Below are 14,367 nucleotides of genomic sequence, written 5' to 3'. Positions count from 1 at the left end.
CATGCTGGAGCGCACCGAGGCGATCCTCGCCGATCTCATCGCGCACCCCACCGTGTCGTCGGCGCCCAATGCCGGGCTCATCGACGACATGGCGACCCGGCTGGAGGATGCGGGCGCACGGGTCGAGGTGTTTCGCGACGAGAGCGGCGAGAAGGCGAACCTCTGGGGGTCGATCGGCCCCGACATGGGCGGCGGCGTGCTCTTGTCGGGCCATTCGGACGTTGTGCCGGTGGCTGACCAGGACTGGTCCACGGATCCATGGGAACTGACCGAGCGTGGCGACCTTCTCATGGGGCGCGGCACCTGCGACATGAAGGGGTTCATCGCGTCGGCGATCTCCATGGCGAGCGCGTATGCGGGCACGAACCTGCGCCGGCCGGTGCATTTCTGCTTTACCCACGACGAAGAGGTCGGCTGCCTCGGCGCGCAGGCGCTCGTGCCGCATCTCAAGGCCCGCGACCACCTGCCCGCGATCGCCATCGTCGGCGAACCGACCGAGATGCGGATCATCGAGGGGCACAAGGGCTGCTGTGAATACACCGCGCGGTTTCACGGGCTCGAAGGCCACGGCTCCAACCCCGACCGGGGCGTGAACGCGGTGGCCTACGCCGTGCGCTACGTCGCCCGGCTGATGGAGCTGGCCGAGGAACTGAAGGCGCGCGCCCCGCGAGACAGCCGCTTCGATCCGCCCTGGACAACGGTCAATGTCGGGCGCCTGTCCGGCGGGGTGGCGCACAACGTCATCCCCGGCCGTGCCGAAGTCGAGTGGGAGATGCGCCCGGTGCAGTACGGCGACGCCGAATTCGTCAAGGAAGCGCTGCAATCCCTCATCGAACAGGATCTCCTGCCGGCGATGCGCGCGGTCAGCCCGCGCGCCGACATCAGCGTCGAGACCATTGGCGAAGTCGTCGGCCTCGAGCCGATGGACGACAACATGGCGCGCGCGCTGGTGTCCCAGCTGACCGGCGGCAACTCGGCCGATGTCGTGCCCTTCGGCACCGAGGCGGGGCTTTTCCAGGAGCTCGGCATGTCCGTCGTGGTGTGCGGCCCCGGATCGATCGCCCAGGCGCACAAGCCCGACGAGTACGTGTCGCGTCAGCAACTGGCCGAATGCCTGACGATGCTGGAGGGCCTTCGGAGGAACCTCGCGGCATGAGTGCCGAAGCCCGGCATCAACGGCTCTATGCCGAGTTGCGGGGCCGGATCTGCCTGCTCGACTACCCCCCCGGCACAAAGCTGGGCGAAGAGGCACTGGCCGCGGAGTTCGGCGTCTCGCGCACGCCGGTGCGGCGCGTTCTCGCGCGGTTGTCGGACGAGGGGCTGGTCGAGGCGCGACACGGTGTCGGAACGCTCGTGACCGACGTGGATGCCCGAGAGCTCGGGCAGGTCTACGCGCTGCGCGAGGAGCTTGCACAACTGTCGGGCACGATGACGCCGCGGCCCGTGACGGACGCGGTGCTTTCCGAGCTTCGCACGTTGATCGCCGAGGGCGCCAAGCTCGCCGATTTGCCCGATGCCCGGGCCTTCGCCCGGCTCAACATGGCTTATTTCAGCTTCACGCAGCGCCTGATCGGCAACGACGCTCTCGCCGAGGTGTCGGAGCGACTCTACTTCCGCACGGCCCGGATCTGGCTGCAGGCCATCGCAGAACTAGACCTTGACCGGGAGATCGCGGCCTTCCGCGAGGAGATGCGGCAAGTCGCCGACGCGCTGCGTTCGGGCGACATGCCCGCGGTCGGCATGATCCGCCGCGCGCATATCTCCATGAGTTTTCACCGGTTGAAGGCGGCGCTTCCGGCCGGCTGAGCCGCGCGCCGCCCTCGTCTCAGAGCGACTCTGTTTCCGGATACCAGTCCGGCGTCAGAACCTCGGCGGTCTCCACCATCTCGGCAAAGGCGGCCGGGTCCTGCGTGCCGCCATCCCGCCCGCGGAAATGGTAGGGGTAGACGTAGGTCGGCGCGAACTCGTTGACCGCGCTCGCCGCCGCCTCCGCGTTCATCGTGAACGGCAGGTTCATGCAGACGAAGGCCACGTCGATGTTTTCGAGCGCGCGCATCTCCGGGATATCCTCGGTGTCGCCCGAGATGTAGACGCGGAAGCCTTCGAAGCTCAGGGCGTAGCCGTTGTCGCGGCCCTCGGGGTGAAAGTCGAGACGCCCCTCGGTGGTGTTGTAGGCCGGAATCGCGTCGATCCCGAGGGTCTCCCACTCGGTGCTGGCGCCGTTGCCGATCTGCTCGGCGCCCGATGCCAGCCCCTCGGGAAGCATCTCGCCCACCGCCGGGTTGGTGATCAGGTGCGTGCCGTCGGCCATCAGCGCCTCGAGCGTCGCCGCATCGTAGTGGTCGCCGTGCTCGTGAGTGACGAGGATCAGGTCGGCATCGGGAAAGTCGGAATAGGCCTCGGCGCCGCCGACCGGATCGACATAGATCACGCCTTTCGGGGTCTCCATCACGAAGGAGGCATGGCTGACCGGATGCACCGTGATCGGACCCGCGTCGGTCTCGAAGGTGTTCGACATCGCGCCCTGTGCCATCGTTGCGTAGGGAAGGATCGTGACAGCGCCCGCCGTCGCGCCGATCGTGGACAGGAACCTGCGTCTCGTCTGCATGATCTTCGTCTCCTCGCTGTTGCCGGATGACCTGCAGTTAGCGCCGGCGAGGAGCGCTTCAATTGCCGCATTTTGCGGGCACAAAACCAGCGCAGGATTGTGTTTTGTTTCCCGAACAGGACATACTCTGACCAAAATTCAAAACTACCCCACTCGAGATACGAAGCTTTGACGCGGAATGTGGCAAAGCGCACGAAAGGCGCCGGATGCTCGAGTTCGACAACGTCAGCAAGTCCTTCTGGACCGGATCCCACCGCAAGGTGATCCTGGACCGCGTGTCGTTCCGCGTCGACCTCGGCGAGTCCGTCGGAATCCTCGCGCCGAACGGCACCGGCAAGACGACGTTGATCAAGATGATGGCGGGCCTCGAGAAACCCGACGAGGGCACCATCCGGCGCACCTGCCGGGTCTCGTTTCCGCTGGGCTTCATGGGCGGCGTGATCTCGAAGATCTCGGCAGCCGAAAACGCCCGCTATATCGCCAAGCTCTACGGCCTCGATCCCGACTACGTCGAGGCGTTCTGCCGGTGGCTCTGCGGATTGGGCGAGTATTTCGACCAGCCGCTCGGCACCTACTCGTCCGGCATGAAGGCGCGGTTCTCGTTCTCGCTGATGCTCGCGCTCGACTTCGACATCTACCTGATCGACGAGGGCATGCCCTCGTCCACCGATGTCGAGTTCAACCGGCGGGCCGGCGACTTCCTCGCCGAGCGGCTGCGCACCACGACGATCATCATCGTCAGCCACCAGCCGGCGATCCTGGAGAAGTTCGCGCGCAAGGCCGCGGTCCTGATGGACGGGCAATTGCACATGTTCGAAAGCCTTGAAGAAGCGAAGCGGCTCTATGACTACGAAACCCAAGGCTAGAAAATTCCGCATCCGCCGCTCCGCCGACGCCAGTGCCGCCGAAGCCCTGACGCACGACGACGCGCCGGACCAGCGCGCCGCCAACTTCGACGGTCCCGATGACGGCGTCGTCCGTGACGGCTATGTCAGCTCTCCGCTCGAAGTCGCCGCCGACGCCGAGATCCAGGCGATCCGCGACGAGGGCCTGACCGGGCGCCAGCTGCGCATGGCGCGCCGCGTCGCGCAGAAGCACGGGCTCGCCCCGACGTCGGACTTCGACGCCGTGCGCCTGTTGCGCGCCCGCGGCATCGACCCGTTCCAGCGCGCCAACACGCTTGAGCTGGTGGTGACCCGCGACCCCGAGACAGGCGTCGAGTCGACCGCCCCCGACTCCGCCGGCGCACCCGCGGAGGCCGAAGAGCCGCGCGACGAGCGAGTCCAGTTGCCCCAGACCATGCCGCTGAAGAAAAAGGGCGTGCCCTCGACCGAGGTCGGCCCCGTCCCGAGCCCGGCCGAGCGCCGGGCCGAGGAAATCGGCCGCATCCAGAAGGATCTCGCCCGCCGGCGCCGGCGCAAGTTCGCGCTGCTGCTCACACGGCTGTTCTTCTTCGTCGCGCTGCCGACGATCGTGGCCGGGCACTACTTCTTCAACGTGGCGACGCCGCTCTACTCGACCAAGTCTCAATTCCTCATTCTCGCCAACGACAGCGGCGGGGGCGGCGGCGTCGGGGGGCTCCTTTCGGGCACGCAATTCGCCACCAATCAGGACGCGATCGCGGTCCAGTCCTACCTGTCGTCGAAGGACGCGATGCTGCGCCTCGACGAGGACGAAGGATTTCGCGCGCATTTCAGCCAGGACTTCATCGATCCGCTGCAGCGGCTGGACGCCGCAGCCTCGACCGAGGAGGCCTACGACGTCTATAAGCGCAACGTCGAGATCGGCTACGACCCGACCGAGGGCGTGGTGAAGATGGAGGTCACCGCGGTCGATCCCCAGACCGCGGCCCAGTTCTCCCGCGCGCTCGTGTCCTACGCCGAGGAACGGGTCGACAACCTCTCGCTGCGCAAGCGCTCGAACGCCGTGCTCGATGCCGAACAGGGCCTCGCGGAGGCGGAGTCGGCGCGCCGCGACGCGCAGGAACGGCTGGTCCGGCTGCAGCAGGAAAGCGCGCTGATCGACCCGGAGGGCCGGATCGCGGCCCTGCGCGGGCAGATCAACAATTTCGAAGTGCAGCTGCAGGAAAAGCGGCTCCAGCTCCAGGCGCTGCTCGACAATGCGCGGCCCAACCAGAGCCGGGTCGACGGCGCGCGTGCCGACGTGCGCCGGCTCGAGGCGCTGCTGGCCGAGCTCAACACGCGGATGACCACCGCGCAGGAAGGCGGCGACTCGCTGGCCGACACGGCCGTGCAGGTGCAGCTCGCCGAGGCCGATCTGGCCACCCGCGACCTCATGCTGCAATCGGCCCTCGAACGGCTCGAGACCGCGCGCCGCGATGCCGACAGCCAGGCACGCTACCTCACCACCGCGGTGGAACCGACCGCGGCCGAGGATCCGGCCTATCCGCGCAAGTTCGAGAACACGCTTCTGGCGTTCCTGATCTTCTCGGGCATCTACCTGATGGTGTCGCTCACCGCGTCGATCCTGCGCGAACAGGTCTCGGCCTGATCGGGGGTGGCGCGCCCCGACGCTAGCGTTCGAGGCTCTCGAGATAGGCCCAGATATCGGCCGCGCCGGTTTCCATCCGATAGGCCATGCGCGAGCGCGCCTCGGGATCGTCGAGCACCTGCTTTGTGAATATCGTGGGGTTGCGAAGGTACTCGGCGAGCGCGCCCTGCGTCCACGTCACGTCGCGCGCACCCAGCGCGCGCAGCCACTGCGAATAGTCGAAACGGCTGTCGGATGCGGCGCGCCCGCCCGCGACACCGTAAAGGTTCGGGCCCGCCCGTCCGCCGCCGCGCAGGATCGTGCCGTCCGGCGCCACCACCCGGTGGCACGCCGCACAGTCGGAAAAGAGCTGCGCGCCGCGGTCGACATCCTGAGCCCGCAATGGTGGCGTGGCGCCAAGGTTCAGCGCCAGAGCGACGCCGATCGCGATCGGGGTGAGGCGGGAGCGGGGCATGCTGTCTCCTGTCGGGCCGCCCCCGTCAGATAGGCATCCCCGCGGCGCCGAAAAGCCCCGCGCCGGTGCGTCGGCTCAGGCCACGGCGTGCGCCAGCGCGCACCGCTTCCAGAGAGCCGCGAGCGCCTGCACCAGGTTTTCGATATCGGCGTCGGAATGCAGCGGCCCCGGCGTGAAGCGCAGCCGCTCCGTGCCCTTCGGCACCGTCGGATAATTGATCGGCTGAACGTAGATCCCGAAATCCTGCATCAGGATGTCGGCGATCTGCCGGCACTTCACGGGATCCTTGATCATCACCGGGATGATGTGGCTGTCGTTCTGCAGGTGCGGAATGCCCAGCGAATCGAGCCGCGCCCGCAACTTGGCGACCTGCGCGCGCTGACGCTGGCGCTCGGCGTCGCTCTGCTTGAGATGCGCGATCGAGGTACGCGCGGCCGCGGCCACCGCCGGCGGCAGCGCGGTGGTGAAGATGAACCCCGAGGCGAAGGAGCGGATGAAGTCGCACAAAGCCGCCGACCCCGACACGTAGCCGCCCATCACGCCGTAGGCCTTGCCGAGCGTGCCCTCGATCAGCGTGATCCGGTCCGCCAGCCCGCGCGCTTCGCTGACGCCGCCGCCGCGCGGGCCGTACATGCCGACCGCGTGCACCTCGTCGAGATAGGTCATCGCACCGTGCGCCTCGGCCACGTCGAGGATCTCGTCCATCGGGCAGATGTCGCCGTCCATCGAGTAGACGCTCTCGAAGGCGACGATCTTCGTGGCGTTGACCGGCAACGCCGCCAGCTTGCGGTCGAGGTCCGCAGGATCGTTGTGGCGCCAGATCACCTTGTCCGCCTTGGAATGGCGGATGCCCTCGATCATCGAGGCGTGGTTCTTCTCGTCCGACAGGATCACCGCGTCGGGCAGCTTCGCCCCGAGCGTCGACAGCGCCGCCCAGTTCGACACGTAGCCCGACGTGAACAGCAGCGCCCGCTCCTTGCCGTGCAAGTCCGCCAGTTCCGCCTCCAGCAACGCGTGCTGGTGCGTGTTGCCCGAGATGTTGCGCGTGCCCCCGGCGCCGGTGCCGCAGGCCTGCGCAGTGTCGCACATCGCCGCGATCACCTCCGCGTGCTGACCCATGCCGAGATAGTCGTTCGAGCACCAGACCGTGACCTCGTCCGGGGCGTTGGCGTCGTGGCTCTTCGCTTGCGGGAAGGCGCCGACCGCGCGCTCGAGCTCGGCGAAGATCCGGTAGTTGCCTTCGCGGCGCAGCGTGTCGAGCGCGTCGGTGAACAGGGCGTCAAAGTCCATGGGCGTCCTCCCTCGTCGGTCCGTTGGCGGGCGCGGGAAGCATCCAGCGCCACAGCTTCTCGTCCGGCAGCGGCAGCACCATGAACCAGTGCTCGAGAAGCGCGAGTCCGGTCATCGCGGCAAGGAGCGCGAAGCCGGCGGTTTGGGCCGGGGTTCCGGCCGTCGTCAGTAGCGTGATCCACACCGCGGTCGCGGCCGCCAGCCCGGTCACCGAGACCGGGAAGAGCCAGTTGACTCCCGCCTTGCGGAAATGGCTCGGCACGTGCGCCAGCGCGCGCGGCATGAACTCGGTATTGATCCGCGGCACGCCGAGAAAGAGGTTCAGCTTGGCGGAGATACGGGCGAAGAACAGCACCGCGAAGGTCCAGAAACCGACCGCGTTGGCCGCGTCCCGGGTCAGTGCCCAGAGCCCGAGGAAGGCGCCCGCCAGCAGCATCTCGTGGTAGGCGAGAACGCCCCAGGCGCGCAGGAACCGTTCCCATTCGGGCAGGTGGCGCGGACAGACATGCGCGTTCGGCCCGGTGATCGTGCCGGTGAGGAAGGCCAGCTCGATCCAGCCCCAGACCGCCAGCGCCGACAGGAACGCGAGGTACACCGCGCCGACATCGGCCGCACCCGCGCTCGCCCAGAGCCCCGCGGCGCCGAGGACGAGAAGCGGCAGCGCCGCGATCGTCGCGCGGCGCCCGGCCTCCGCGCGGTCGGCACGCCGCACGAGCACGAGGATCGCCCCGGTGGAGAACCACCAGGCGAAGAGCGCGAAGAGCGCCGCGATCCCCGGATGTCCGCTCATCCCCGATACTCCTGTCCCGAATGGCAGGCACGTCCCGCCCCGCGTCTTCTTCTTGGGTCAAATACTCCGGGGGTCCGGGGGCAGCGCCCCCGGGCCGTTCCGTCGTCCTGTCGGATCCGGCTCAATACGCCGGCTCCAGGCGCGGGCTCTCGGGCACCCGGTGCCGCCGCGCCGGGATCGCGTAGAGCCGGGCGAAGCAGTACGCCGCCTTGGCCTGGTTTGCCCAGGAACGCAGCCGCCCGCCGATGCCGCCCGCCTCGGTCCCCTCGGCGATCGCCACGTTGGCGCGGTGCAGCCGCTCCAGCGTCGGCTGCCAGGCCGCATGCTCGATATCGAGCGTGATCGGAAAGATCTGCTCGCTGAGCGCCGAGGTCTTGGTAAAGACCTCGTGGGCATACCAGTCGGGATCCACGCCCAGCGCCTCGTGGAAGGCCGGGCGCTGGTGATCGCGCACGTACATCGTGGCAAAGACCGCGGTGAGGAAGAACTTGATCCACCACACGTTCACGCCCGAGGTCAGTTTCGGATCGGTCTTCATGAGCAGCGCGAACGCCTCGCCGTGGCGGAACTCGTCGTTGCACCACTCCTCGAACCACTTGAAGATCGGGTGGAACCGGTGCTCGGGGTGCCGCTCCAGGTGCCGGAAGATGGTGATGTAGCGGGCGTAGCCGATCTTTTCCGACAGATAGGTGGCGTAGTAGATGAATTTCGGCCGGAAGAAGGTGTATTTCTTCTTCTGCGTCAGGAAGCCGAGGTTCACCGCCACGCCCGCCTCGCGCAGCGCATCGTTGATGAAGCCCGCGTGCCGCGCCTCGTCGCGCGCCATCAGCTGGAACAGCGTCGTGACGTCGTGGTTCGATCCGCGCCGCTTCATCTCCTTGTAGAGCACGCAGCCCGAGAACTCGGCGGTGCAGGACGAGATCAGGAAGTCGATGAATTCCTTCTTCAGGCCGGGCTCCATCCCCTCCCAGTCGACCACGTCCCAGTCGGCGGTCTTCTTGAAGTGGCCCTTGTTGGGATCGGCCTGCATCTCGGCGATCAGCGCGTCCCAGTCGGCGCGCACCGGCGAGACGTCGATCGCGTCGAGCGCGTCGAAATCGGTGGTGTAGAAGCGCGGCGTCAGCAGTGTATTCTGCATCGCCACGTCGGTCGCGAACTTGGAATCGAGCTTGGCCTGCTCCTCCTGGAGGGCAATGCCCTCTTCTGCGGTCTGGGCCTCGGCGCGCTTGTCGGCGACGGGATCGGCATGCACGTTCATAGCCGCACCTCCTCGGAGAACGAGAACTCGCAGAGCTCCATCACTTCGAGATCGCCGGTCAGTCGCGTCCACAGGCGTTCGAGCTTCGAGGCGCGCAGGATGGTCGCCTCGCGGTCCTCGCTCACCACCTCGCCGAACGGCGCCATGATCTCGGGGCCGTGCACCTTGACCTCGTCACCGGGATAGATGACGGCGCCGTTGTTGAAGCGCACATGCGCGTGCAGGCTCTCGAAGCAGTGCGACACCTCGACGGTGCACGGCGCCCTCTCCACGTCCTTTGTCAGTAGTCCCATGAGTCTTCCCTCCTCATTCGGGCTCGTTCTGCAGCAGCCTGGCAAATGCCGCCGCGTTGTCCGCGCCGAACCCCATGAGGTCGGCGCGCCATCCCGTGGACGGATCGATGATCGCGATCCGCCCGCTGTCCATCGCCTCGAGGCGCACCGGCGCATCGAGCGGCAGCCGCGCGTTGCGGCGCTCGCGCTCGATCACCCGGGCGACGCCTGACACGAAGCCGCCCTCGTCGGGAGCGAGATCCGCGATCACCCGGCCGTCCGCATCCATCACGCGTGCCGCGCCCGTCATGTCGGCCTCGAGCGTGATGGTCCGCGCGGTGACGACGGGCCCCGCCGGGGGCGTCGCCTCGAGAGGCCGGTCGGTCCAGACCGCGTAGGATGCGATCGCGAGGCTTGCGAGAACCATCGCCACCATCGCCCGGATGAGCGGCAGCGGCACCAGCTCGGCCTCGGTGCTCTTCATGCGGCGTTCAAGCGGTTGTGCCATCGTCATCGCCTCCTTCACTCGGCCGCGACGGCGGCCGCGGCCGCCGGGGCGGGCCGGGCCTCAGCCGGCGCCACTTGCGGAACCGCGACCCTGGCCTCCGCCGCCTCGGCGATCAGCCGCGCGACCTGTTCGGCTTGCGGGATACAGCGCAGCGCCGGCTCGGGGCGCGCGATCCGCCACGGCCGCACGTGCGGCCAGAGCACGAGGTAGGACATGACCGGCCCGCCCACGGTCGACAGCGCGATCGTTCCGGTGCCCCGGCGCCCCGGCGCGTATCCCGCGGCGGCGATCTGCGTGTAAGGCAGGTTCAGCGTCACCGTCAGCGCTGCACCGATCCGCATCGCCACGCGGCGATCGGTGACCGTGTAGACGGTCGCCCGCGCCTGAATCCAGCCGATCAGGCCCAGAAGCGCCACAACGATCGCGCCCAGGATCAGGAACGGCACCGCCGCACCGACCGCCTGGCCCATCGGCACGAGATCGACCAGCGTGCCGAAGCGCCACAGCGCCAGGAGGACGAAATAGCCGACGACCCAGGGCAGGCTGAGCGAGGTCCAGGTCAGCGCGAAGGCGTCCGGCCGACCCTGCCAGAGGATCCGCTCGCCCTCGGGCGGTCGTTCCGGCAGCCCCGGAACCGGTTCGATGTCAAAGTCGTCGTGGCTCATCAGTCTGTCCTCCCCAGGGTCCGAGGGCCCGCGTGGCTGTCGCGGGCCCGGCCGTCCGCGATCAGAGTTTCGGCGCTTCGCGCTTGGCGCTGGCATAGAGAAGACCGGCACCGTAGTAGCTGCTGATCTTCTCTTCCTCGAGCTTGGTGACCTGCGCCGGCGACTTGGTCGTCGGCACGCCGGCGAACTGCTGGGCAAAGATCGACCGGACCTGCACCCGGTTCGACCGGATCCGCGCCATGGTCATCGGCACCAGCCGCTTGCCGCCGCCGTTCTCGGGGTCGAGAGAGATCTCGAGATAGCGCACCAGCTGCTCGGGCGCGTCCACCCACATGTCGGAGATCATGCCGACAACCTTGTCGTCGCCGGACACCACCGGCATGCCGCGCGGGTCGCGCCCCGCCGCCATGCGGAACCCTTCCTTCTCCATCGGCACGATTTTCGGGTGGCCGTGACCGTCGAGCTCGGGCTCGTCGGCGCGCGGGCACCACGCCCCCGGCCCGACTCCGGCTTCCATCGGGTTGCCGGTGGGCGCGAAGGGAAAGCCCGACGCCCCGGTCGTGGCCTCGAGCGCGAGATCGGTGCGGTCGAGGTTCTGGCCCGACGGCAACTTCTTCTCGCCCCGGCCGTGCGGCAGGATGAAGGTCTTGTCCGAGGGCACCGGCCAGATGCCGCCGGCATCCGCCTTGCTGCCGTCCTCGTCCACGAGCGGATACCCCTCGCGCTGGTTCTCGCGCTGGATCCAGATCACGAGGCCGACGAAGAAGATGAAGAAGATCCAGAGCGAGAGGCTCGCCAGGTCGAGATTTCCGAACGGATAGTCGTTGATCATGACCCTGCTCCTTTGCTTGAGGCGGGTTCAGGTGGGGAAGTCGGCCAGTCCGATGCCGGCCTTCTCTGCGGGTGCGGGACGGGATGCGGCGCGGCCCACGAGGGGGCCGAGCGCCACGAGCGTGATGAACAGCAGGCCGATCTCGACGTGGTAGACGACCGAGTAGCCGGTGGCGGGCGTGGCCAATGGCTGGCCGAGGTCGCCGGCGATGGCGTGAATGTTGACCCAGTCGCGTGTCGCGCCGCCGATCGCGGTGGAAAGCCCGGCGGCGGTCGCCTGTGCAGCACCCCAAGCCCCGAGCGCGAGGCCGCGGCCGGCCACGCCCTCGGCGGGCATGGTCATCGCCGCCGTCAGGGTCGAGACGGCGAAGAGCCCGGCGCCAAGCCCGATCAGGCCCGCGCCGCCGAAGAACAGCGCCGGCGACGCCATCGGCGCCGCGAACACGACCATCGAGAAGGCGGCGATCCCCGCCAGCACGCCCGTCGCCGCCAGCCGGTAGACATCCGCGTTCCGCGCCAACGCCCGCGCCGCGAGCGCGAACCCGGCCAGCGCACCGGCCGCCCACATCGCCGTCAGAAGCGTCGTCGTCGAGACCGACAGGCCGAGGATCTCGCCGCCATAGGGTTCGAGCAGAACGTCCTGCATGGTGAAACCCATGGTGCCGAGGAACACGACGACGAGAAGACGCCCGGCGCTGCCGCCCCGCGCGTAGTCCGCCCAGGCATCGGCGAAGCGCGGCCGCGGCGCGGCGCGCTCCTCGGCGCTCATCGGGCGGACCTGCTCCTGCTTCCAAAGCGCGACGACGTTCAGCAGCACACCGACGACCGCCGCCGCCTGCACCACGCGAATGAGCCGCAGCGGCGTGAAATCCCGCAGGAGCCAGCCGATCACCAGCGCCGACAGGCCCATTCCGACAAGGAACATCACGTAGAGAAGCGCGACCACGCGCGGGCGCGTCTCCTCGGTCGCGCGGTCGGAGGCGAGCGCGAGGCCCGCGGTCTGCGTCATGTGCAGCCCGAGCCCGGTCATGAGGAAGGCCAGCGCCGCCAGCACCTCGCCGGCGAACGGCACGTGATGCACCGTGTCGCCGCCCAGCACGAGCAGCGCCATCGGCATGATCGCGAGCCCGCCCATCTGCCACAGCGACCCGAACCAGAGATAGGGGATCCGCTTCCACCCGATGGCCGAGCGGTGCGTGTCCGAGCGAAAGCCCAGAAGCGCCCGGAACGGCGCCACCAGCACCGGCAGGGCGATCATCACCGCGACGATCGTCGCCGGCACCGTCAGCTCCACGATCATCACGCGGTTCAGCGTGCCGAGCAGCATCACCGTCGCCATGCCGACCGACACCTGGAACAGCGCCAGCCGCAGGAGCTGCCCGAGCGGCAGCGCATCGCTCGCCGCGTCGGCGAAGGGCAGGAACCGCCGGGCGACGCGCACGCTCATGGCCGCACCTCCAGCGCATGCGAGATGTAGAAGCCCGAGCTCACCCGCCCGAGATCGCGCACCGCGCCGAGATCGGCGATCGCGCCCGAAAGCCGCGCCGGCCCGTGCGGCACCATCACCGGCGACCGGTCGGACCGCGGAAAGAGCCGTCCGGCCTGCCACATGGTCATCAGCAGCGGCGTGCGCGGCGCGACGGTGAAGACGATGCTGTCGCGCGTGCGGGCGCTCAGTGCGCCGAGGACGCTGCGGATGTCGCCGGCGGCGTAGTAGATCAGGCTGTCCATGGCGAGTACGTGGTCGAACTCGCCCAGATGCGCCTCCGTCATGTCGCCGGCGAGGAAGGTCACCCGCGTGCCGAGGTCCGCCGGCAGACGCTCGCGTGCGATCGACACCAGCGCCGGCGACAGGTCGATCGCCGTCACCTCGGCGCCGCGTTCCGCCAGCGCGCGGGTCATCTGCCCCGCCCCGCAGCCCGCGTCCAGCACCCGCCGCCCGGTCAGGTCCGCCGGCAGAGCCGCCAGCATGCGCGCGCGCATCGCGTCGCGGCCGCTGCGGACGGTCTCGCGGATCCGGCTCACCGGCGCGTCCGAGGTCAGCCGCGCCCAGACCTCGGTGGCGGTGCGGTCGAAATAGGTCTCGACCCGGGCGCGTGTGGCCTCGTAGCGCATCAGTCGAATCCCAGAAGCTCGAAGATGTCGCGGTCCGGCAGCGGTGCCGGCGTCAGCGGCTCGGTGCCGCGCCAGAGCGTTTCGGCCAGCCGCAGGTATTCCTGCCGGGCCGCCACGATGTCGTCCTCGTCCGGCATCTCGAACAGGGTCTTCTTCTTCAGCCGCGAACGCCGGATCGCATCGTAGTCGGGCATGTGCGCGATGCGCTGGAACCCGACCGTGTCGCAGAACCGGTCGACCTCGTCGGTGTCCTTCGAGCGGTTGGCGATGCAGCCCGCGAGCCGCACCTTGTAGTTGTTCGATTTCGCCTGAACCGCGGCGATGATCCGGTTCATCGCGTAGATCGAGTCGAAGTCGTTGGCGGTCACGATCACCGCGCGGTCGGCGTGCTGCAGCGGCGCCGCGAACCCGCCGCAGACCACGTCGCCCAGCACGTCGAAGATCACCACGTCGGTGTCCTCGAGCATGTGATGCTGCTTCAGGAGCTTCACCGTCTGGCCCACGACGTAGCCGCCGCAGCCGGTGCCGGCGGGCGGACCGCCCGCCTCGATGCATTGGACGCCGCCCCAGCCCTCGGTCACGAAATCCTCGGGCCGCAGCTCCTCGGCGTGGAAATCGACGTCCTTGAGGATGTCGATCACCGTCGGCTGCAGCCGCCCGGTCAGCGTGAAGGTCGAATCGTGCTTCGGGTCGCACCCGATCTGCAGCACCCGCTTGCCCTGGCTGGCGAAGGCGGCCGACAGGTTGGACGACGTGGTCGACTTGCCGATCCCGCCCTTGCCGTAGACCGAAAAGACCTGTGCGCCCTCGATCTTCATCGACGGATCCTGGTGCACCTGCACCGATCCTTCGCCGTCCTGCCCGCGCAGGACCGGCGGCGCGGTCACGCCGCGGGCCTCGAGACCGGCGGCCTCTCGCATCGCGGCGCGCCCCGCGGGCGGCTGCTTGTGATCGAGCGGACTCATGTCTCCCCCTTCCATGCAGGCGAAGGTGCACCTGCTTCATCTTGCCGAAAAAACCCCGGGGTCCGGGGCAGCGCCCCGGTCCCGCGCCATCCGCCCCGCG

Annotated in this window: 16 protein-coding genes; 4 read left to right on the top strand and 12 right to left on the bottom strand. The window is 68.7% G+C overall.

Going from position 1 to position 14,367, the window contains the following annotated elements; genetic code table 11:
- The first annotated feature begins 1 nt into the window (after position 1).
- Both argE and ROJ8625_RS14510 read left to right on the top strand, forming a co-directional pair.
- Complete coding sequence (argE, locus tag ROJ8625_RS14515; protein ID WP_085792616.1) at positions 2-1,156, top strand: acetylornithine deacetylase; 1,155 nt, start codon at positions 2-4, stop codon at positions 1,154-1,156.
- Positions 1,153-1,806 carry a GntR family transcriptional regulator gene (locus ROJ8625_RS14510; RefSeq protein WP_085792615.1) on the top strand — a complete coding sequence of 218 codons (654 nt, stop codon included), beginning with the start codon at positions 1,153-1,155 and terminating at the stop codon, positions 1,804-1,806. Before argE ends, ROJ8625_RS14510 begins: the two co-directional genes overlap by 4 nt.
- Positions 1,807-1,825: 19 nt before the next feature.
- Here the strand turns inward: ROJ8625_RS14510 and ROJ8625_RS14505 are convergent, their stop codons facing one another.
- A complete protein-coding gene (locus ROJ8625_RS14505; RefSeq protein ID WP_085792824.1) occupies positions 1,826-2,611 on the bottom strand; it encodes an MBL fold metallo-hydrolase in 786 nt (261 codons plus the stop codon).
- Positions 2,612-2,814: 203 nt separating this feature from the next.
- On the opposite strand from ROJ8625_RS14505, the gene ROJ8625_RS14500 reads away from it, so the two are divergent.
- Together ROJ8625_RS14500 and ROJ8625_RS14495 are read left to right on the top strand one after the other, a co-directional pair.
- A complete protein-coding gene (locus ROJ8625_RS14500; RefSeq protein ID WP_085792614.1) occupies positions 2,815-3,474 on the top strand; it encodes an ABC transporter ATP-binding protein in 660 nt (219 codons plus the stop codon).
- The gene (locus tag ROJ8625_RS14495; RefSeq protein WP_085792613.1) at positions 3,452-5,119 is read left to right on the top strand and encodes a KpsE/RkpR family capsule polysaccharide export protein; all 1,668 of its coding nucleotides are present in this window, start codon (positions 3,452-3,454) and stop codon (positions 5,117-5,119) included. The genes ROJ8625_RS14500 and ROJ8625_RS14495 overlap by 23 nt, the downstream gene beginning before the upstream one ends.
- Positions 5,120-5,141: 22 nt before the next feature.
- On the opposite strand, the gene ROJ8625_RS14490 is transcribed toward ROJ8625_RS14495, so the two are convergent.
- The 11 genes from ROJ8625_RS14490 to bchL all read right to left on the bottom strand — a co-directional run bounded on the left by ROJ8625_RS14490 (position 5,142) and on the right by bchL (position 14,222).
- Entirely contained in the window at positions 5,142-5,573 is a 432-nt protein-coding gene (locus ROJ8625_RS14490; protein WP_085792612.1) for a c-type cytochrome, read from the bottom strand.
- Between the two features lie 75 nt (positions 5,574-5,648).
- A complete protein-coding gene (gene hemA / locus ROJ8625_RS14485) occupies positions 5,649-6,863 on the bottom strand; it encodes a 5-aminolevulinate synthase (RefSeq protein WP_085792611.1) in 1,215 nt (404 codons plus the stop codon).
- Complete coding sequence (gene puhE / locus ROJ8625_RS14480) at positions 6,853-7,653, bottom strand: putative photosynthetic complex assembly protein PuhE (RefSeq protein ID WP_085792610.1); 801 nt, start codon at positions 7,651-7,653, stop codon at positions 6,853-6,855. The genes hemA and puhE overlap by 11 nt, the downstream gene beginning before the upstream one ends.
- 121 nt (positions 7,654-7,774) lie before the next feature.
- The gene (gene acsF, locus ROJ8625_RS14475) at positions 7,775-8,911 is read right to left on the bottom strand and encodes a magnesium-protoporphyrin IX monomethyl ester (oxidative) cyclase (RefSeq protein ID WP_085792609.1); all 1,137 of its coding nucleotides are present in this window, start codon (positions 8,909-8,911) and stop codon (positions 7,775-7,777) included.
- Positions 8,908-9,204, bottom strand: coding sequence for an O2-dependent cyclase accessory protein (locus tag ROJ8625_RS14470; protein WP_085792608.1), 297 nt, complete (start codon positions 9,202-9,204; stop codon positions 8,908-8,910). The genes acsF and ROJ8625_RS14470 overlap by 4 nt, the downstream gene beginning before the upstream one ends.
- 13 nt (positions 9,205-9,217) lie before the next feature.
- The gene (gene puhC, locus ROJ8625_RS14465; protein WP_143535137.1) at positions 9,218-9,691 is read right to left on the bottom strand and encodes a photosynthetic complex assembly protein PuhC; all 474 of its coding nucleotides are present in this window, start codon (positions 9,689-9,691) and stop codon (positions 9,218-9,220) included.
- A 14-nt stretch (positions 9,692-9,705) separates the two neighbouring features.
- Entirely contained in the window at positions 9,706-10,356 is a 651-nt protein-coding gene (gene puhB / locus ROJ8625_RS14460; protein ID WP_085792606.1) for a photosynthetic complex putative assembly protein PuhB, read from the bottom strand.
- A 61-nt stretch (positions 10,357-10,417) separates the two neighbouring features.
- On the bottom strand, positions 10,418-11,188 hold the full coding sequence (gene puhA, locus ROJ8625_RS14455; RefSeq protein WP_200813319.1) for a photosynthetic reaction center subunit H: 771 nt from the start codon (positions 11,186-11,188) through the stop codon (positions 10,418-10,420).
- 27 nt (positions 11,189-11,215) lie between these two features.
- Complete coding sequence (locus ROJ8625_RS14450; protein ID WP_085792605.1) at positions 11,216-12,634, bottom strand: MFS transporter; 1,419 nt, start codon at positions 12,632-12,634, stop codon at positions 11,216-11,218.
- The gene (bchM, locus tag ROJ8625_RS14445) at positions 12,631-13,302 is read right to left on the bottom strand and encodes a magnesium protoporphyrin IX methyltransferase (RefSeq protein WP_085792604.1); all 672 of its coding nucleotides are present in this window, start codon (positions 13,300-13,302) and stop codon (positions 12,631-12,633) included. Before bchM ends, ROJ8625_RS14450 begins: the two co-directional genes overlap by 4 nt.
- Positions 13,302-14,222, bottom strand: a complete 921-nt coding sequence (bchL, locus tag ROJ8625_RS14440; RefSeq protein WP_085792822.1) for a ferredoxin:protochlorophyllide reductase (ATP-dependent) iron-sulfur ATP-binding protein — start codon at positions 14,220-14,222, stop codon at positions 13,302-13,304. Before bchL ends, bchM begins: the two co-directional genes overlap by 1 nt.
- Between the last annotated feature and the right edge of the window lie 145 nt (positions 14,223-14,367).

The organism is Roseivivax jejudonensis, from assembly GCF_900172265.1.
In the GTDB taxonomy this organism is placed as follows: domain Bacteria; phylum Pseudomonadota; class Alphaproteobacteria; order Rhodobacterales; family Rhodobacteraceae; genus Roseivivax; species Roseivivax jejudonensis.
The sequence above is the reverse complement of the archived record's forward strand: the minus strand, read 5'-3'. Positions and strand labels throughout refer to the sequence as shown.